Raw genomic sequence first — 17,775 nt, 5'->3', positions numbered from 1 at the left:
CTGCCATGACTGTTGAATATCTGAAGAAAGCAGATCTGACCTCCAAGACCGATGCGTCCGAGACCACAAAGGTCGTTCAGGAGATCCTCGATACGATTGAAGCCGGTGGCGACGCCGCTGCGATGGAGTATGCCGCCAAGTTCGACAAGTATGACGGCGAAATCATCCTGAACGATGCCGAGATCGAGGCCGCAAGCGCCAAGGTTCCCGAAAAACTGAAGCGCGACATCGAGTTTGCCCACGCCAACGTCAGGCGCTTTGCCGAGGCCCAACGCGAGACCTGCCAGAACATCGAGGTTGAGGTCGTTCCGGGCCTCATCGCCGGCCAAAAGAGCATCCCCGTTAATACAGCCGGCTGCTACATCCCCGGCGGCCGCTATAGCCACATCGCCAGCGCAATCATGACTGTTACCACCGCCAAGGTGGCGGGCTGTGAGAACATTGTTGCCTGCTCGCCGCCAAGGCCTGGCATTGGCATCAACCCGGCAATCATTTATGCGGCCCATGTCTGCGGCGCCGACAAGATCGTCGCCATGGGCGGGGTCCAGGGTGTGGCCGCCATGACATTCGGTCTGTTCGACCTGCCAAAAGCCAACATTCTTGTCGGTCCGGGCAACCAGTTCGTCGCCGAAGCCAAACGCATTTTGTTCGGCCGCGTCGGGATTGACATGTTCGCAGGGCCTACCGACAGCTTGATCCTTGCCGACAAGACAGCGGATCCGGAAGTGGTCGCTGCCGATCTCGTTGGTCAGGCGGAGCACGGTTACAATTCACCGGTCTGGCTCGTCACCGACACCCGGTCACTGGCTGAAGAAGTCATGGCACTCGTGCCAAAACTCATTGACGATCTGCCGGAGGTGAACAGTCAAAACGCAGCTGCGGCCTGGCGTGACTATGCCGAGGTGATCCTTTGCGACACCCGAGAGGAGATGGCGGCTACATCTGACGCCTACGCACCCGAGCATTTAACTGTTCAGGCCGAAGATCTGGATTGGTGGCTGAACCGCTTGTCCTGCTACGGGTCCCTCTTCCTCGGAGAAGAAACAACTGTTGCCTTCGGCGACAAGGCCTCGGGCACCAACCATGTGCTGCCGACATCCGGAGCTGCGTCCTACACAGGCGGCTTGTCGGTCCACAAATTCATGAAGATCGTCACCTGGCAGCGGGCCACCCGCGACGGCGCCAAGCCTGTCGCCGAAGCAACGGCGCGTATCTCCCGCCTGGAAGGCATGGAAGGGCACGCCCGCACCGCCGACATCCGGCTGCGGAAGTATTTCCCCGGTGAAAACTTCGACTTGAGCGCAGAGGCGGCAGAGTAAGGCCATGTCCGGTCTGTTTGATGTATCCGGAAAAGTTGCTTGCGTGACCGGGGCCAGTTCAGGTCTCGGGCGGCGCGCTGCCACGGTACTCGCTCAGGCGGGAGCGTCCGTGGTCGGCGTTGCCCGCCGTGCGGCTGACCTTGATGAGTGGCAGCAGGAGGCCGGCGGCTCGACCGCAGCCGTGGCGGCCGATTTGAGCGATCGCGAGCGTCTTGCCAGCATTGTAGAGAGTATCGCCGAGCCATTCGGCCCACCTCAAATTCTGATACATGCGGCCGGGATCAACACTCGGGAACCCGCAGATGATGTGACGGATGCCGGTTGGGACATCACCATGTTGCTCAATCTGACGGTGCCGTTTTTCCTGAGCAAGGCCTTTGCGCCTGCCATGAAAGAGAAAGGTTGGGGCCGGATCGTCAATTTCGCTTCGCTTCAGACAACACGGGCGTTCCCGGGCGGTATTGCTTACGGAGCCTCCAAGGGCGGTATCGGTCAATTGACCCGAGCCATGGCCGAGGCCTGGTCGAAGGACGGCATCACGGCAAACGCAATCGGCCCGGGCTTCTTCCCGACAGAGCTTACAGCTGCCGTCTTTGGCGATGAAGAACGGGCGCAGCGCAACGCTGCCCAGACCTGTATCGGCCGCAACGGAGCGCTTGACGATATTGACGGACCAATCCTGTTCCTGTGTTCCGATGCGTCCCGCTATGTCACGGGCCAAGTCCTCATGGTCGACGGAGGGTTCACTGCAAAATGAAAGCCCTTGTTTACACCGGCCCGGAAACGCAGGCTTACAGGGAAGTTGCTGATCCAAATCCTTCGGCAAACGATGCGCTCATCAAGGTGGCCCATACCGGGATCTGCGGTTCCGACATGCACGCCTTTCTCGGCCATGACGAACGGCGCCCGGCACCACTTATTCTCGGACATGAAGTTGCAGGAACCGTTGTATCGGGCCCGCTCGAGGGAAAAAGGGTGACCGTCAACCCGCTGGTCACGTGCGGCACATGTGAGGCCTGCCGGTCTGGCCGGGACAATCTTTGCCCGGACCGGCAAATCATCTCCATGCCGCCGCGCGAAGGCGGGTTTGCCGACTATCTTGCAATGCCGGAGGGCAATCTGGTCGTAGTGCCGGACAACATTACCGATGCCCAGGCCGCCCTTGCCGAACCGATTGCCTGTGGTTGGCATGCCGTGCGGCTAGCCAAACGGGCCCTCATGTCCGACCCGGCCGAAGCACGGGCGCTTGTCATCGGCGGCGGAGCAATCGGCCTCGGTGCGGCTCTTTCCTTGAAGGCACAAGGGATCCAGCACGTTCGCCTGGTCGAACCCAATCAGGAACGCGCGCAATTTCTCAAGTCCTCCTGTGGGATCGAGGTCCTGACACCGGATCAGGCGGAGACGAGCGGGCAGTATGATCTGATCGTCGACGGCGTCGGTTATGCCGCAACACGGGCAACGGCAACCAAACTGGCCAAGCCAGGGGGGGTTATCAGCCATATTGGACTTGGGTCCTCTGATGGCGGTCTGGATATCCGGCGTATGACGCTGCAGGAAATCACCTTCATCGGGACCTACACATACACCGCCGAAGATTTCCGCGAGACAGCCAAGGCCATGTTCGATGGCCGGTTGGGCGCGCTGGACTGGACCGAAATCCGGCCGCTGTCCGACGGCCTCAAAGCTTTCAACGACTTGCGCAAAGGCGCGGTTGCTGTTCCGAAAATTCTACTCACACCAGATACTTGAGGAGACAATTATGTCTGAAATTCCCCATCTTCTCGTCCACGAACATGCCGACAATGTCGGTGTGGTGGTTGTGGAAGGGCTGACTGCCGGCACCGACATGCTGTGCTGTGTCACCCATGACAATTCCACATTCCGTCTTACAGCCGGAGCAGATGTGCCGATCGGTCACAAGATCGCACTGAAAGACCTCGCAGATGGCGACACGGCCATCAAATATGGCGAGGACATCGGCAAAATTATCGCCGAAATTCCGAAGGGCGCCCACGTCCACACGCACAATTGCAAAACCAAGCGCTGGTAAGGAGCTGCCCGAAATGTCTACCAAATATTCAAATATGACGGTGAAGGCCTACCGGCGCGAAAACGGCAGGGTCGGGGTCCGCAACCACGTACTCATTCTGCCCGTCGACGATATTTCCAACGCGGCCTGTGAGGCTGTTGCCAACAACGTCAAGGGCACGCTGGCCATCCCACATGCCTATGGCCGTCTGCAATTCGGTGAAGATCTTGAGCTGCATTTCCGCACTATGATCGGTACCGGGGCAAACCCGAATGTCGCGGCGGTCGTTGTTATCGGCATCGAGCCGGGCTGGACCAAACGGATTGCCGATGGCATTCGCGAAACGGGTAAGCCTGTTGCCGAGTTCTCTATCGAACAGAACGGTGATTTTGAAACCATCCGCCGCGCATCCTGGGCCGCGAAGGACTTCGTTCACAAGACTTCGGAATACCAACGCGAAGAGTGCTCCATCTCCGAGCTCTGGGTCTCCACCAAATGCGGTGAGAGCGACACAACCACCGGTCTCGGCTCCTGCCCGACTGTCGGCAACATGTACGACAAGCTGCTGCCGGAAGGCATCACCGGGTTCTTCGGTGAAACGTCTGAAATCACCGGTGCGGAACACATCTGCCAAAAACGTGCGATCAACGAGGAAGTCGGCGAACGCTGGTACAAAATGTGGAAGGCTTATCAGGATGATGTGATCTTCGCGCACCAGACCGATGACCTGTCCGACAGCCAGCCGACCAAGGGCAACATCGAGGGTGGTCTCACCACCATCGAGGAAAAGGCCCTCGGGAACCTGGAAAAAATCGGCCGGACATCGCAGTACATCGATATTCTCGATCCTGCCGAAGCGCCGAAGTCGGGCAATGGCCTCTATTTCATGGACTCATCGTCCGCAGCCGCGGAATGCGTGACCTTGATGGCCGCCGGCGGAGCCGTGATCCACACCTTCCCGACAGGACAGGGCAATGTGGTTGGCAACCCGATTGTGCCGGTGATCAAGATCACGGCCAATCCGCGCACGGTTCGCACGATGAGTGAACACGTGGACGTTGATGTCTCCGGCATTTTGCGCCGGGAAATGACCATCGATGAGGCCGGCGATGCGTTGATTGAAATGATCTGCCGCACCGCCAATGGCCGGAACACGGCTGCGGAAGCACTTGGTCACCGTGAATTCTCGATGACCAAACTCTACCGTAGCGCTTAAAACCAACTGGTCTGGTGGCTGGAAACCAGCCACCAGATACTCAGCCTTACAGCTAGGGCATCGCCAAGCCCCAAAATTTGAAATAAGTGTCGGCGATCTGTTGTCTTTTGAAAGCACACACACCGATGGAAGCGACCGAACGCCTCAGCCTTTGTAATGCAGAACTTTTGATCAAGTCCGCCTTCCTGGCCGTGGGAGTGCCAGACCTAGCCGCGCAGTCCGTTGCAAATGCCCTTGTGGCCGCAGAAGCGGAAGGTCAGGTAGGGCACGGATTTTCGCGGGTGGAGGACTACGCCGCTCAAGTCCAGTCCGGCAAAATCGCTGCCGCGGCAGAAGTTATAATTTCTCACAAGGGAATAAGCAGCCTCCTCGCAGATGCCGGTTTCGGATTTGCCTATCCCGCACTTGATGCGGTCATTGAGAAAGGCTCTGAAGTCGCGCTGGAACACGGCTGCGCAACCATGGGCATTACGCGGTCGCATCACTGCGGCGCGCTCTCGGTTCAGGTCGAAAAGCTCGCCAAACAGGGATTGATGGCGATCATGGTGGCCAACGCACCGGCGGCGATGGCACCGTTCGGGGCCAAGGATCCCGTTTTTGGAACCAACCCGATTGCCTTTGCAGCGCCCCGGCCCGGTAAGGATCCGCTTGTGGTGGATCTCTCCCTGTCACGGGTGGCCCGCGGCAAGGTAATGAATGCACGCAAAGCCGGTAAAGACATCCCAGAGGGCTGGGCGCTCGACAAAGACGGCAACCCGACCACAAGTGCCGAAGCTGCGCTCGAAGGCACAATGCTGCCGATTGGCGAAGCCAAGGGCACAGCGCTGGCACTGATGGTGGAGATCCTGGCCTCGGTCATGACGGGCGCATCTAAAAGCACCGAAGCATCCTCGTTCTTTTCCGCCGATGGACCACCTCCCGGAGTTGGTCAATTCCTGATCGCCATGAAGCCGATGGATACGGAGCATTTCGCTGCTCGCATCGACACTCTGCTCAGCCTTATCGAAACAATGGAGGGCGCGCGCCTGCCCGGCAGCCGCCGCGCTGCCACAATCGCCAAGGCCAGAGTGGAAGGCATTGATGTACCGGTCCGCTATGTCGATGCGGTCCGAAAGCTTGCAGAAGGTCATGCCTGACGCCGAGTGATAACCGGGCAAGGCGCGGCCAGATGAGTTTCAAAATTGGGAGGATTTAGATCCGATGTACAAACATGTCCTGATACCGGTCGCTCTTGATCATGAAACATTGATCGCCCGAAAGCTGGAAAACGCCCGCCACCTTATCGCAGGCGGAGGCCGGATCACCTTGCTGACCGTTCTTGAAAGCATCCCGGGTTTTGTGTCCGAATTCGTCACCATGAAAGTCGACAATCATCTGACAACAAAGGTCGAAAACAAGCTGCGCGAAGCGGCTGGTGGCGATGACAGCATCCAGTGCAAGGTTGTGAGCGGAAAGCCGGGGGTGCAGATTGCAGCCTTTGCCGAAGACAATGGTGTCGATCTCATCATTGTCGGCTCCCACCACCCGAGCGCCCAGGATTACTTCCTCGGATCAACCGCATCGCGCGTCGTGCGCCGGGCCGGATGTTCCGTCTTTGTGGTTCGCGATTAGGGTGCCCGCAACGTCAGACCGGCAAGCTGAACAGTGAACTGTTAAACGATCACCTCCGTAAACAACAAAAGCAAATTGCTTCGGAGATCTGTAATGACGCGTTTCGCTCCTGCCGCTGTTTTCATTTCCGGTATCCTCGCGGCAACCGGCCAAGCTGTCGCCGCTGATCCTGCGACACAGACGGGCAGCGCCCATGATTTCAGCTTTGAACTCGCAAACGGCCTTTCCCTGCCAATGAAGGAATACGAGGGCAAGGTGGTCCTTGTGGTGAATACGGCAACGGCCTGCGGGTTCAGTGGCCAGTTGTCCGGACTTCAAGAGCTGCATGAGAGATACGCTGAACAAGGCCTTGTCGTGCTCGGCGTTCCATCAAATGACTTTGGCGGTCAGGAACCACGCAAAGACGGCGAAATTGCCGCCTATTGTGAAGCTAAATACGGCGCAACCTTCCAGATGACCGCGAAGACGTCCGTGCGTGGGGACACTGCCCACCCGTTCTATCAATGGGCTGTTGAGGAATTTGGCTCGCTCGCGCGGCCGAACTGGAACTTCCACAAGTACCTCGTTGGGCCGGACGGGTCCTTAGTGTCCTGGTTTGGAACTCCGGCCAAACCGACGTCCAAGGCCGTCGTGGCCGAAATCGAGAAGTATCTCGACCAACTGCCGGCTGATCAAAGTTCCTAACGCCGGGTCACGCTTCTTCCAAACTCGCTTGGCAATGCGGGTAACGGTTGAAGCGCACCTTTGCAAACATGCGATAAAGCAGGCCCGCAAGCTGGTATATCCCCGGAAGGGAAACAAACCAGCTGAGGAGCGACCACCCGGAGAATTGGCGCCAAAGTGCGATAAAGGCGTCAACTTCTGTCCGCATCACCCCCTCCGCATCTCGAACGTGCATGAACATCAGGGCTTCTGCCTGGGAAACGCCCGTGCCTTCCAGCTGCGCAGGATCGTTGGCGATGTCGTGCCACAAGATTGGATGCTTCGGGGTCCGCCGCTTGAAGAAATTGATTTCCTTGGAACACAATCCGCATTTGCCGTCGTAATAGACCGAGATCACCAAACCACTCCTTGTTTCTGGCTGATCTGTCTACGAGCGGAAAAACGGGATGGATTGGGTTTGGCACGGGGCTCCGCCACCTGTGCGGATTCGTCTCAGCTGCCCTTCTTTGCCTGTTCGTAGGTGGCATCCAGACGAGACCAGAGATACTCAGCGCCGGAAACCGGCGCGTACCGGGGTGCCCTGTCTGCGCTCACGCACCCGGGAAGACAAGAGACTTCGGCATCCGGGTTCGGGTCGAGGAAGAACGCGATCGAATACCGCTCGCGGCCACTGTCGTTCACGACGCGATGCGGCGTAGAGACATAAACGTCGTTGGTCCAGCGCATCAAGCAGTCGCCAATATTGCAGATGAACGTGCCGTCAACAGTTGGGGCTTGGATCCATTCACCGTCTCGGCGCCGAACCTCCAGTCCGCCAACCTCGTCAGGGAGCAAAATGGTGATGTTGCCATAGTCTGTATGGGTTCCAGCCCCAATTTGACCTGCCGCCGCATTGGCAGGCTGGGGCGGATAATGAAGCAGGCGCAGGGTTGCCATTGGCGCGTCAAGCTTGTCTTCGAAAAAATCGGGTGCTGCTTTCAGATCAAGCGCGATGGCCCTGTGAATCGTCCGGCCAAGCCCCCAAACAGCATTGAAGTATTTGAGGACCGTGTCCCGCCATCCCGGTATATGCGGCCATTGGTTTAGTGCTCGGAACGGTTCTCCCGCCAAAATGCGCGGATCATCCGAAGCAAGTTCAAGGCCGACATTAAAAGCTTCCTTCAGATCCGCCGGTTTGGATGGATCAAGGTTTTCCCCCTCCATCGGAACATAGCCACGGTTGGTCGTGTGGAAGTCCTTCGTCAGTGCCAGTTTATCGACGTCAGGCAAAGCAAAAACGGCGTGGGCAGCCACATTGATTGCGGCAATCAGGTCCGCATCAATGCCATGGTTCTTTAAATAGAAGAACCCGGCCTCGCGTGCAGCTTCGCCGATCTTTTGTGCGGCTTGTTCAAGCCCGCCGGGCGCACCTCCCACCAAACCGCCCAAGTCGATGATTGGAATATGCGCGTTGCCCAAGAGAACGTCCTTTCAGGAAATCGGCATGCCGGCGGCACGTCCCGTTCCCTGAACTTCCAACTCTGGCTCAACCTTCGTCAAGGGTATTCCGGTCAGTTTGCCGGATCTTCCTTTGGAGCGCGGCGCAGCTCCGCCAGCTGGCGCGTGTAGGCAGCGATTTCCTCCAATACCGTCTGCGCCGCCACACTATCCCGATGGCCCAGCGCTTCGCGAAGGCGGTCATGAAGGCCGGCAATGTGCTTTTTGTCTCGAAGCCGGTAGACCAGCATGTTCATCAAAGGCTGCATGGCCTCGATCGCACCCGAGACCTGAAACATTAGCAACGGGTTTCCGGTTGCCTTGGCAATGACCGAGTGAAACCGGACATCAGAATCGCAGAAGTGTTCGTCCGACAGATCCCCGCTTTGAAGGCTGATCTCCCGGGCCATCGCCGTCAGATCGTCTTCGCTGCGGTTTTCGCAAGCAAGTGCAAGACATGAGGATTCAAGCAGGTAACGGGCTTCGATGGCATCTTCGAACGGGATGTTGTTCATGCCGATGAGAAGCCGGGTCGTGCCCACCAGATCGCCGCGAGCTTCATCAAACGTGATGCGGTTGACGAAAGCGCCGCCGGACGCGCCCCTTTCTGAGCGAATGAGGTTCTGGGCCGCAAGACGCTTCATCGCTTCGCGCACGGTTGCCCGGGACACACCGAACCGATCAGCGAGCTCTGTTTCACTCGGCAAACGCTCTTCAACGCTCAACGCGCCATCGAGAATGGCCTTACGGATCGCATTGGCAATCTGGGTCGACAAACCCTCCTTGCGGATCGCCTGATACTCGATTGCCAATGGTGTCCCCTTTGCACGCACCCGTCCCTGACGCCTCTCTATAAGACTAGGCTCGGCTCTGGAACAGGGTCAATGCAAATATTTTAAATGTCAGACAATTAATTATTTGACTTTTTCAACAGATGCGCCCAGCCTTTTCCCAACGATATGGGAGGACATTGGGTGCAGATCGCCCTTCAATTAATTGACCGGCGCCAGGCCGCCTGGATCGCGTTCTTTGCCGCGGTTCTTGGCGCGTGGACTGCTCTGTTCCTGATGCAACCGGATCTCGATCTGCCTGCAGGATGGCAGGCGCTCGGCCTCGATTACCTTGCATCCCTCTGCCGTCCGGCCGCAGACGCAAGCCTTGCCGGATTGATCGCAATGTGGGGCTTGATGTCCCTTGCCATGATGGCACCGACCATTGCACCCGCGTTGAAAACCTATCTCGATCTTACCCACACGCAAGGCGCCACAATCGCCGGTTTCTCGGCCCTTCTTGCAGGATATCTGCTCGTCTGGATCGGCTTTTCGGTTCCCGCAGCCGTTCTGCAGGCGGCACTGGACACGCAAGGCTGGCTGGACCCCTTCGGCCGCAGTTCCGAAGTCTATTTGACCGCGGGCATTTTGGCGCTCGCCGGAGCATATCAATTCAGCAGACTGAAAGAAGCCTGTCTCAACCAATGCCAGAGCCCGCTGATCTTCTTCATGGGCCAATGGCAAGACGGGCTGTCGGGCTCCTTCCGGATGGGGCTGCACCTCGGCGCGATCTGCCTCGGCTGCTGCTGGGCCCTCATGCTGTTGGCCTTTGTGGCCGGCACTATGAACCTCGCCTTCATGGGCCTCGCGATGGTGCTGATGACCTTTGAAAAACTCCCACAGCTCGGCCGTTACCTGACCATGCCTGTCGGTTTTGCGCTTCTGGGATCTGCCGCTGCAATCCTCATTATCGAACTCATAAAACATCTATAACGGAGACAAGAATGACTGGATGGGCCATCCGTGGGGAATTGATCCTCAACTGCAATTGCACCGTTTTCTGCCCGTGCGTCGTTTCGCTTGGCAAACACGCGCCGACAGAGGGCTACTGCCAGGCCTGGGCCGGTGTCCGGATCGATAAAGGTCATTATATGGGCGAAGACCTGTCCGGTTTGAATGTCGGCCTGGTCCTCGAAATCCCAGGTCTGATGGCCCGCGGGAATTGGAAAGCCGCTGCCTACATCGACGAACGCGCCTCGGAAGCCGCCTATGATGGCCTTTTGAAAATCTTCTCCGGCCAGGCGAAGGGGACAACAGGCCTCTTCAAAGTCCTCGTGAGCGAGTTCCTTGGCGCTGAACGCGCACCGGTGTCTTACGAAAACGAAGGCAAGAAACGCCGCCTGATTGTAGGCAAGGCGATCAAGGGCGAGGTGGTTCCGGTCGGCGGGTCTGATCCGGACCAGGATATCGTGGTCACAAACACCGAATACTGGATGGGCTCGGATATCACGGTCGCCACCGCCACTCAGGGCCGTGTGCGTGCCTATGGCCGTGTTTGGGACTTTGACGGCCGCAGCGCCGAAATCTGTCAGATCGACTGGTCCGGTCCAGCCGCTGAACAGGCCGCATAGGGAGGGCCCGGCATGCAGGTCCCGTCTCTGTCCATCTCCCGGCGCACGCGCAAGACACCCTTCTCGCGCCGTGTCCAGGAAGCCGGTGTCAAAGCCTACACCGTCTACAACCATATGCTTCTTCCGACAGTGTTTGAGTCGGTGGAAGAGGACTATAAGCATCTGAAATCCAAAGTTCAGATCTGGGACGTGTCCTGCGAACGCCAGGTCGAACTCTGGGGACCGGATGCCGGGCGTCTGGCACAAATGCTGACGCCTCGGGACCTGTCGGACATGGCACTCAACCGGTGCTACTACACACCGATGGTCGATGAGACCGGCGGAATGTTGAACGATCCGGTGACGACCAAACTTGCGGAAGACAAGTATTGGGTTTCGGTTGCCGACAGCGACCTGCTTTTCTGGATCAAGGGCCTTGCGCACGCGTTTCGCTTGGAAGTTGATGTCGATGAGCCGGACGTTTCCCCTTTTGCCATCCAGGGCCCTCAAGCTGAGGACCTGGTCGCCCGGGTCTTCGGCGAACGCATACGGTCTATCCGGTTCTTTCACTATGACTATGTGGAATTTGAGGGGCAGCGCATGGTGCTGGCGCGCTCCGGATACTCGAAGCAGGGTGGATTTGAGCTTTATGTCGACGGCAGCAAATGGGGCGAACCCGTCTGGGATGCCTTCATGGAGGCCGGAGCAGACATGGATGTCCGGGCCGGGTGTCCCAACCTGATTGAGCGGATCGAGGGGCAATTGCTGTCCTACGGCAACGATATGACCCGCAACAACACGCCGCACGAGTGTGGACTCGGCAAGTTCTGTCAGACACAGCAAGCGATCGGTTGTGTCGGCCGGGACGCGCTGCTCCGTGTTGCGGTCGAAGGACCTGTCCGCCAGATCCGCAGTGTGGCGATCGATGGCGATCCCGTCCCGCCCTGCAACGAGTTATGGCCCATCATCGGCGGTGGCCGGCAGGTTGGAACCATCAGCTCGGCTGCATACTCACCGGATTTCAGAACCAATGTCGCCATCGGCATGGTCCGCATGACACATTGGGACGACGGTACGAAGGTCCAGGTCGACACACCGCACGGTATGCGCAGCGCAACCGTTTGGGAAACCCCGTTCTGCAACCAGGGGGGGCCAGAGTGAGAGACCATTACGAGGCTCTGCCGCCGCAAACCGCCAACCACGTGCCGCTATCACCGCTCTCTTTTCTGGAGCGGACAGCGGCACTGTTCCCGGACCGGCTGGCTGTTGTCTATAATGAGCGCCACTACACCTGGTCCAACGTTCTGGAGCGGGTGCGCCGGATCGCTTCGAGCCTCAAACAGCGTGGCATCGGGCCTGGCGACACGGTTTCTGTGATGGCGGCGAACACACCGGAACTGTTTGAGCTTCACTATGCGGTTCCGCTGACCGGCGCGGTACTCAACACGATCAACACCCGCCTCGAACCGGAGACGGTCGCCTACATCCTTGAGCACAGTGATGCCAAACTGGTGATCGCGGACACCGCCTTTTCCGGCGTGATCTCTCAAGCATTCGACATCAACGGCAAGCCTCTGCCGGTCATCAACATTGCCGACCCAGACGGCCCCGGCGGCAATCTGATCGGCGACGAGGTATTCGAAGGTCTGGTGAGCAGCGGCGATCCTGACTTTCCCTGGCAAGGGCCAGCAGATGAATGGCAAGCCCTCGCGCTGAACTATACCTCCGGCACGTCAGGCCGGCCGAAGGGCGTCGTCTATCACCATCGCGGCGCTTATCTCATGGCGATGGGTACGCCAATCGCGTGGGAGCTACCGCGCCATCCGGTCTATCTCTATTCCGTGCCCATGTTCCACTGCAACGGCTGGTGTCATGCCTGGACGATGACCTTGATGGCCGGCACGATCATTTGCATCCGGCAGGTGACTGGCGCCGCCGTGTTCGACCTCATCGCCAAGCATCAGGTGACCCATTTGGGCGGTGCGCCCATCGTGCTCTCCATGCTGGTCAACACGCCAGAGGCAGACCGTACATCTTCGCCGGGCAAAGTTAAGATCATGACTGCAGGTGCGCCGCCGCCGGCAGCCGTTCTGGCGGCAACAAAGGCGCTCGGTTTTGAAGTGATGCAGGTCTATGGCCTTACCGAAACCTACGGCCATGTTGCCCAATGCCTGTGGCGCGAGGAATGGGACGACCTTTCCGCCGACGAGCAGGCCGAGCTTCAGTCCTGGCAAGGCGTTGGCTTCCCAATGACCGAGAGCGTTGATGTGATCGACCGGGAAAGCGGCGAGCCTGTGCCCTGGGATGGTGAAACGCAGGGCGAGATCGTCATTCGCGGCAACACCGTCATGAAAGGCTACTACAAAAACCGGGAAGCTACAGATGAAGCGTTTTCCGGTGGCCACTTCCAATCAGGCGACGCGGCTGTTCGGCACGAAAACGGATATGTACAGATCCGCGACCGGCTGAAGGATGTCATCATTTCAGGCGGTGAAAACATCTCTTCCGTAGAGGTTGAGGGGGTGCTGCACCGCCACCCGGATGTAGTCCTCGCCGCCGTGGTCGCCCTGCCCGACGAAAAGTGGGGCGAAGTCCCTTGCGCCTTTGTCGAGCTCAAAGAAGGCAGCCAGGAAACCGAAGACAGCCTGATCGCCTTCTGCCGGCAGAACATGGCCGGTTTCAAGCGGCCGAAGAAAATCGTCTTTACCGAGCTGCCAAAAACGGCAACCGGCAAAATCCAGAAATTCGTCCTGCGGCAAGAGGCCCGGACACTCTCAAGTGAAACCGCATAACAGGGATATTTCACATGACTTTCAAAGCACTTGTTGTCGACAAGAACGAAGAAGGCAAAACCAGCGCCGCCGTCAAGGAAATCGACGAAAACCAGTTGCCGGACGGCAATGTTACGGTTGCGGTTGAATACTCGACCTTGAACTACAAGGACGGCCTTTGTGTTGGACCGGGTGGCGGTCTGGTCAAGGACTATCCGCATGTCCCCGGCATCGATTTCGCCGGCACCGTCGATGAGTCCTCTGACGAATGGTACAAGCCGGGCGATAAGGTCGTTTTAACCGGCTGGCGCGTCGGAGAAGTCTGGTGGGGCGGCTATGCCCAGAAGGCAAGCGTCAAGGGCGAATGGCTTGTGCCGTTGCCGGATGGCCTCACCACACGCGATGCAATGGCGGTCGGTACAGCCGGTTTCACAGCGATGCTTGCCGTTATGGCACTTGAAGATCATGGCTTGAAACCGGAAAACGGTCCGGTTCTGGTCACAGGTGCTGCGGGCGGTGTTGGCTCAGTCGCCGTCGCCATTCTCGCAAACCTTGGCTATGAGGTGCATGCAGTCACCGGCCGCGAAAGCACTTGGGACTACCTGAAATCCTTGGGCGCCCGTGCCATCGTTCCGCGGGATGACGTTGCCGAAACCATCAAGCGTCCACTGGAGAAAGAGGTCTGGGCCGGCGCGATTGATGCCGTTGGCGGTGACATGCTCGCCCGCATCCTCGGACAGATGAAGTACGGCTGCTCGGTCGCCACTATCGGTCTTGCCGGTGGAGCGAACCTTCCAGCCAGCGTCATCCCGTTCATCCTGCGCGGCGTGAACCTCCTCGGCATCGACAGCGTCATGCGTCCTTATGACGACCGTGTCCGTGCGTGGCAGCGGATCGCCAAGGACCTGCCGCTCGACAAGCTGCACGGCATGATCCACCCGGCGACCCTCGAAGACCTGCCAGGCCTTGGCAAGGACATCCTGAAAGGCCAGGTCAAAGGCCGTGTTGTCGTCGACGTGAACGCCTAAACGACATCGGGCGGCTAGCTTACTGGCCGCCCATATTTCTCCCTTAGAAAGTCGATCATCGCCCGAACCTTTTGCGGCAGGTACGAGCGGCTCGGGTAAACCAACCAGGCCGCGGTTTCAAAAGATGCTGCCGCGCAAGCATAGTCAGGAAATAGATCAATTAGGCTCCCGCGCTTCAAATCTCTTGCAACGAGCACTCCCGGCGATGTCGAAGACCGATTGAACAACGCCAAGATGCCACGCAGCGTACTGTCTAAAACCCAAGCTGGTCTCAGGTCTGCAACAATTCTTCACAGTAATTGCTTCTTTTTGGAAAGTCGCAGGAATAAGAGCAAACTCTCAGTTTCCTGCTGACGTCTAGCCCTTTCACCTCAGGCGGCAAGTTTTTGAGTATCCATGAATTCGTCATATGGTTTCGGCCGATACCCAAAGAAGAAATAGTCAGCTTTGAAGTGGTTCACTAGATACCAGTACAGATCTTCTTCAAGCTCAACCAGCTCTGAGTTCTTGCCCGAATTTTCCCAAGGGAAGGGATCGGAAATGCTAAAACGGTCGGCGATCTCGCTTACATCCAGATCTTCGACTCGCAAAACATAGTCTGGCTCTTTGTTCGATCCAAAATGATGAGTGTACTTGTATTGCTTGGCTAGAAACAGTCGCTGACGGGCCATAATCGTGGTGAAAAAAGTTAGCGGATCATAGGAATGGATGTCAGGGAACGCTTTCAACATTGTTCCCTGATACGATTCATGCGTCATAAATTTATAGAGTGACAATGCACGTTTTATCGGTTCACGGACGCATACAATAACTGTGTATTCGTCCCAAAGATTGACCGGTGTGTCATAACTCGGAAACCCATGATTTATTCGGCCCTCAAAGCCCAACCACTTTCGAAAACTTTTCCCCGCGGCCTTCGGGTTATGGACAAAAATCAGTTTTCGTTTGTCACAGATGTTTGGATTTCGGAGTGATTTAAAAGCAAGTGTTGGTTGCGACATATCTATGAAACACCGATTTGATCAACATGCGTATAAAATACAGTTAAACTCTACTCATGATAGATTTTTACGGCAATATAAACAACTTATAGAGGAAAAAATATTCTAATATTGATATTAATAGCAATATCACTAAATATCTGTAAGCTCGTTCTTTTCAACTATGTGTAGATTTCTACTTTCCGATTTGGCTATCGCCAGTCTCTTTCTATGAATAGTTCGGGCCGGGGTACCTGACTGCGATGGTTTAAAAAGTCGTCACCGGACTTGCGAAAACAGCACCCCTTTCCGGTTGCTTTTGCCCAAAACCTCCCATATAAGCGCCCGGTCCAGAGTCGTCCGGCTCGTTTTGGACTGGATTTTTGCGTTCCGGCGCAGGACCATTCAAAACAACCAAGGGCATGCCGTGTCGGCTCTGAATGCACCAACAATGAAGTGCCCGCTTGCGGGCACGCCAAAGAAAGGATGCAAAATGCCCAAGCTGAAGACGAAATCCGGCGCTAAAAAGCGCTTTAAAGTGACTGCAGGCGGCAAGGTGAAATGCGCCCAGGCCGGCAAGCGTCATGGCATGATCAAACGCTCGAACAAGTTCATCCGCAACGCCCGTGGCACAACCACGTTGAGCGATCAGGATGCCAAGGTCGTGAAACAGTTCCTGCCCTACGCATAACGCCAGCCCCTTAAGGAGATCACCTAATGTCACGCGTCAAAAGGGGCGTTACCGCCCACGCTCGTCACAAGAAAGTTTTGAAGGCTGCCAAAGGTTACTATGGCCGCCGCAAGAACACTATCCGCGTTGCCAAGCAGGCCGTCGAAAAAGCGGGTCAATACGCTTATCGCGACCGCAAGGCCAAGAAGCGTAATTTCCGCTCTTTGTGGATCCAGCGCATCAACGCGGCAACCCGCCAGCACGGCATGACCTACGGCACCTTCATCAACGGCCTGAACAAGGCCGGTATCGAAGTCGACCGCAAGGTTCTGTCCGACCTCGCCATCAGCCAGCCGGATGCGTTCAAGGCTCTGGTTGACCAGGCGCAAGGTGCCCTGGCTGCTTAAGTTCTTCTGAACTTAACCGGAATTAAAAAAGCGCGGTCTTTCGGGACCGCGCTTTTCTTTTGAGGATCAGTCTCATTCCGGTCCGCGCCATCCTCGTCTTTAGGTCATGGGCACATGTTTTGGATAACTTATGGACCTTCGGAACAAGTCCGAACATGACGCCGAGACGGAACTACGCTCAAAGCCCTTCAAAAAGCGCAGTTGAGAGATAGCGTTCTGCAAATGAGGGGATGATGACAACAATGGTTTTGCCCGCCATCTCATCCCGCTGACCAGCCTTGATCGCTGCAGAGAGAGCCGCGCCAGAAGAGATGCCGACGGGAATTCCCTCTGTTTTCGCAACTTCGCGCGCCATGGCAAAGGCATCTTCATTGCTCACTTTGGCAATTTCATCGAAGACACCTGTATCCAGCACACCCGGTACAAATCCCGCACCGATGCCCTGGATCTTGTGCGGACCCGGCTGGCCTCCGGAGAGAATCGGGCTGTCTTCCGGCTCAACAGCCACCACATGCAGGTCCGGCTTGCGGTCTTTCAAAACCTGCGAAACGCCGGTGATGGTGCCACCAGTTCCAATGCCGGATACAAACACATCAACTGCACCGCTGGTATCGTTCCAGATCTCTTCCGCTGTGGTGTTGCGGTGAATTTCCGGATTGGCCGGGTTTTCAAACTGTTGTGGCATCACGGCGCCGTCAATCTCGCCAAGAAGCGCTTCTGCACGGGCGATCGCGCCCTTCATGCCCTTGGCCCCTTCCGTCAGTTCCAGCTCTGCACCCAGGATCTTGAACATCTTGCGGCGTTCCACGGACATCGTTTCCGGCATAACAAGAATGAGGCGATATCCCTTGGCCGCCGCCACAAAGGCGAGCGCGATCCCGGTGTTGCCGGATGTCGGCTCCACAAGGGTCGTCTTGCCCGCTTCAATCTTGCCGTCACGTTCCATGGCATCGATCATGGCAACGCCAATACGGTCCTTGACGCTTGCGATCGGATTGAAGAATTCAAGCTTGCCGAGAAGGGTCGCTTTCACACCATGAGCATTCGCCAGACGATCCAAACGAACCAGTGGTGTATCGCCAATGGTGTCCGTGATCGAGGAGTAGATCTTGCCGCGCCCGTGCGTCTTGATTGTCATTGAAGTCTCCCAGCTAAAACGAATGCAGTGCCAATCGCACCTTTCTAAATTGTGACTTCAAGATAGTACGGCACCGCGGGAGATATA

At 57.2% G+C, this 17,775-nt stretch carries 20 protein-coding genes; 15 read left to right on the top strand and 5 right to left on the bottom strand.

Annotated elements, in window-relative coordinates:
* Positions 1-5 precede the first annotated feature (5 nt).
* The 8 genes from hisD to SADFL11_RS18755 all read left to right on the top strand — a co-directional run bounded on the left by hisD (position 6) and on the right by SADFL11_RS18755 (position 6,859).
* Positions 6-1,319: a histidinol dehydrogenase gene (gene hisD / locus SADFL11_RS18790; RefSeq protein WP_008191179.1), complete on the top strand. Its 1,314-nt coding sequence runs from the start codon at positions 6-8 to the stop codon at positions 1,317-1,319.
* A gap of 4 nt (positions 1,320-1,323) precedes the next feature.
* Positions 1,324-2,076 carry an SDR family NAD(P)-dependent oxidoreductase gene (locus SADFL11_RS18785; protein ID WP_008193920.1) on the top strand — a complete coding sequence of 251 codons (753 nt, stop codon included), beginning with the start codon at positions 1,324-1,326 and terminating at the stop codon, positions 2,074-2,076.
* Entirely contained in the window at positions 2,073-3,068 is a 996-nt protein-coding gene (locus SADFL11_RS18780) for a zinc-dependent alcohol dehydrogenase (RefSeq protein ID WP_008189460.1), read from the top strand. Before SADFL11_RS18785 ends, SADFL11_RS18780 begins: the two co-directional genes overlap by 4 nt.
* Before the next feature lie 10 nt (positions 3,069-3,078).
* Complete coding sequence (locus tag SADFL11_RS18775; protein WP_008197157.1) at positions 3,079-3,369, top strand: UxaA family hydrolase; 291 nt, start codon at positions 3,079-3,081, stop codon at positions 3,367-3,369.
* A gap of 13 nt (positions 3,370-3,382) precedes the next feature.
* Positions 3,383-4,564 (top strand): UxaA family hydrolase, encoded by a 1,182-nt coding sequence (locus SADFL11_RS18770; RefSeq protein ID WP_040451114.1) that lies wholly within the window; start codon positions 3,383-3,385, stop codon positions 4,562-4,564.
* 107 nt (positions 4,565-4,671) lie between these two features.
* On the top strand, positions 4,672-5,700 hold the full coding sequence (locus SADFL11_RS18765; RefSeq protein WP_228198219.1) for an Ldh family oxidoreductase: 1,029 nt from the start codon (positions 4,672-4,674) through the stop codon (positions 5,698-5,700).
* 64 nt (positions 5,701-5,764) lie between these two features.
* Positions 5,765-6,175, top strand: a complete 411-nt coding sequence (locus SADFL11_RS18760) for a universal stress protein (RefSeq protein WP_008197179.1) — start codon at positions 5,765-5,767, stop codon at positions 6,173-6,175.
* A gap of 93 nt (positions 6,176-6,268) precedes the next feature.
* Positions 6,269-6,859: a glutathione peroxidase gene (locus SADFL11_RS18755; protein WP_008192548.1), complete on the top strand. Its 591-nt coding sequence runs from the start codon at positions 6,269-6,271 to the stop codon at positions 6,857-6,859.
* Positions 6,860-6,866: 7 nt separating this feature from the next.
* On the opposite strand, the gene SADFL11_RS18750 is transcribed toward SADFL11_RS18755, so the two are convergent.
* The 3 genes from SADFL11_RS18750 to SADFL11_RS18740 form a co-directional block, all read right to left on the bottom strand.
* On the bottom strand, positions 6,867-7,235 hold the full coding sequence (locus SADFL11_RS18750) for a thiol-disulfide oxidoreductase DCC family protein (RefSeq protein ID WP_040451117.1): 369 nt from the start codon (positions 7,233-7,235) through the stop codon (positions 6,867-6,869).
* A 95-nt stretch (positions 7,236-7,330) separates the two neighbouring features.
* Positions 7,331-8,296, bottom strand: a complete 966-nt coding sequence (locus SADFL11_RS18745; RefSeq protein WP_134853082.1) for an isopenicillin N synthase family dioxygenase — start codon at positions 8,294-8,296, stop codon at positions 7,331-7,333.
* 92 nt (positions 8,297-8,388) lie between these two features.
* On the bottom strand, positions 8,389-9,126 hold the full coding sequence (locus SADFL11_RS18740) for a FadR/GntR family transcriptional regulator (RefSeq protein ID WP_134853081.1): 738 nt from the start codon (positions 9,124-9,126) through the stop codon (positions 8,389-8,391).
* A 162-nt stretch (positions 9,127-9,288) separates the two neighbouring features.
* On the opposite strand from SADFL11_RS18740, the gene SADFL11_RS18735 reads away from it, so the two are divergent.
* The 5 genes from SADFL11_RS18735 to SADFL11_RS18715 are packed head-to-tail and all read left to right on the top strand — an operon-like array spanning position 9,289 to position 14,493.
* On the top strand, positions 9,289-10,077 hold the full coding sequence (locus SADFL11_RS18735) for a DUF2182 domain-containing protein (protein WP_209002651.1): 789 nt from the start codon (positions 9,289-9,291) through the stop codon (positions 10,075-10,077).
* 11 nt (positions 10,078-10,088) lie between these two features.
* Positions 10,089-10,715, top strand: coding sequence for a DUF1326 domain-containing protein (locus SADFL11_RS18730; protein WP_008190577.1), 627 nt, complete (start codon positions 10,089-10,091; stop codon positions 10,713-10,715).
* 12 nt (positions 10,716-10,727) lie between these two features.
* A complete protein-coding gene (locus SADFL11_RS18725) occupies positions 10,728-11,855 on the top strand; it encodes a dimethylsulfoniopropionate demethylase (RefSeq protein WP_008197071.1) in 1,128 nt (375 codons plus the stop codon).
* The gene (locus SADFL11_RS18720) at positions 11,852-13,486 is read left to right on the top strand and encodes an acyl-CoA synthetase (protein ID WP_008194388.1); all 1,635 of its coding nucleotides are present in this window, start codon (positions 11,852-11,854) and stop codon (positions 13,484-13,486) included. Before SADFL11_RS18725 ends, SADFL11_RS18720 begins: the two co-directional genes overlap by 4 nt.
* A 14-nt stretch (positions 13,487-13,500) precedes the next feature.
* Complete coding sequence (locus tag SADFL11_RS18715) at positions 13,501-14,493, top strand: MDR family oxidoreductase (protein WP_008190280.1); 993 nt, start codon at positions 13,501-13,503, stop codon at positions 14,491-14,493.
* A 371-nt stretch (positions 14,494-14,864) separates the two neighbouring features.
* On the opposite strand, the gene SADFL11_RS18705 is transcribed toward SADFL11_RS18715, so the two are convergent.
* The gene (locus SADFL11_RS18705; RefSeq protein WP_008194249.1) at positions 14,865-15,494 is read right to left on the bottom strand and encodes a hypothetical protein; all 630 of its coding nucleotides are present in this window, start codon (positions 15,492-15,494) and stop codon (positions 14,865-14,867) included.
* 472 nt (positions 15,495-15,966) lie between these two features.
* On the opposite strand from SADFL11_RS18705, the gene rpmI reads away from it, so the two are divergent.
* Together rpmI and rplT are read left to right on the top strand one after the other, a co-directional pair.
* Positions 15,967-16,164, top strand: coding sequence for a 50S ribosomal protein L35 (gene rpmI, locus SADFL11_RS18700; RefSeq protein ID WP_040452644.1), 198 nt, complete (start codon positions 15,967-15,969; stop codon positions 16,162-16,164).
* A 26-nt stretch (positions 16,165-16,190) separates the two neighbouring features.
* Positions 16,191-16,550 carry a 50S ribosomal protein L20 gene (gene rplT, locus SADFL11_RS18695; RefSeq protein WP_008190886.1) on the top strand — a complete coding sequence of 120 codons (360 nt, stop codon included), beginning with the start codon at positions 16,191-16,193 and terminating at the stop codon, positions 16,548-16,550.
* A 178-nt stretch (positions 16,551-16,728) separates the two neighbouring features.
* On the opposite strand, the gene cysK is transcribed toward rplT, so the two are convergent.
* Positions 16,729-17,688 (bottom strand): cysteine synthase A, encoded by a 960-nt coding sequence (cysK, locus tag SADFL11_RS18690; RefSeq protein ID WP_008191271.1) that lies wholly within the window; start codon positions 17,686-17,688, stop codon positions 16,729-16,731.
* Between the last annotated feature and the right edge of the window lie 87 nt (positions 17,689-17,775).

Origin of the sequence: Roseibium alexandrii DFL-11 (genome assembly GCF_000158095.2) — a bacterium.
Classification (GTDB): Bacteria; Pseudomonadota; Alphaproteobacteria; order Rhizobiales; family Stappiaceae; genus Roseibium; species Roseibium alexandrii.
This window is presented reverse-complemented; position numbering and strand designations above follow the sequence as displayed.

What these genes read in the sequence shown, in the direction of transcription:
- SADFL11_RS18725 (WP_008197071.1), top strand. Translation starts at nt 10,728, where the DNA reads ATGCAGGTCCCGTCTCTGTCCATCTCCCGGCGCACGCGCAAGACACCC.
- cysK (WP_008191271.1), bottom strand. Translation starts at nt 17,688, where the DNA reads ATGACAATCAAGACGCACGGGCGCGGCAAGATCTACTCCTCGATCACG.
- SADFL11_RS18755 (WP_008192548.1), top strand. Translation starts at nt 6,269, where the DNA reads ATGACGCGTTTCGCTCCTGCCGCTGTTTTCATTTCCGGTATCCTCGCG.
- SADFL11_RS18730 (WP_008190577.1), top strand. Translation starts at nt 10,089, where the DNA reads ATGACTGGATGGGCCATCCGTGGGGAATTGATCCTCAACTGCAATTGC.
- SADFL11_RS18775 (WP_008197157.1), top strand. Translation starts at nt 3,079, where the DNA reads ATGTCTGAAATTCCCCATCTTCTCGTCCACGAACATGCCGACAATGTC.
- SADFL11_RS18780 (WP_008189460.1), top strand. Translation starts at nt 2,073, where the DNA reads ATGAAAGCCCTTGTTTACACCGGCCCGGAAACGCAGGCTTACAGGGAA.
- hisD (WP_008191179.1), top strand. Translation starts at nt 6, where the DNA reads ATGACTGTTGAATATCTGAAGAAAGCAGATCTGACCTCCAAGACCGAT.
- SADFL11_RS18705 (WP_008194249.1), bottom strand. Translation starts at nt 15,494, where the DNA reads ATGTCGCAACCAACACTTGCTTTTAAATCACTCCGAAATCCAAACATC.
- SADFL11_RS18715 (WP_008190280.1), top strand. Translation starts at nt 13,501, where the DNA reads ATGACTTTCAAAGCACTTGTTGTCGACAAGAACGAAGAAGGCAAAACC.
- rpmI (WP_040452644.1), top strand. Translation starts at nt 15,967, where the DNA reads ATGCCCAAGCTGAAGACGAAATCCGGCGCTAAAAAGCGCTTTAAAGTG.
- SADFL11_RS18760 (WP_008197179.1), top strand. Translation starts at nt 5,765, where the DNA reads ATGTACAAACATGTCCTGATACCGGTCGCTCTTGATCATGAAACATTG.
- SADFL11_RS18770 (WP_040451114.1), top strand. Translation starts at nt 3,383, where the DNA reads ATGTCTACCAAATATTCAAATATGACGGTGAAGGCCTACCGGCGCGAA.
- SADFL11_RS18785 (WP_008193920.1), top strand. Translation starts at nt 1,324, where the DNA reads ATGTCCGGTCTGTTTGATGTATCCGGAAAAGTTGCTTGCGTGACCGGG.
- rplT (WP_008190886.1), top strand. Translation starts at nt 16,191, where the DNA reads ATGTCACGCGTCAAAAGGGGCGTTACCGCCCACGCTCGTCACAAGAAA.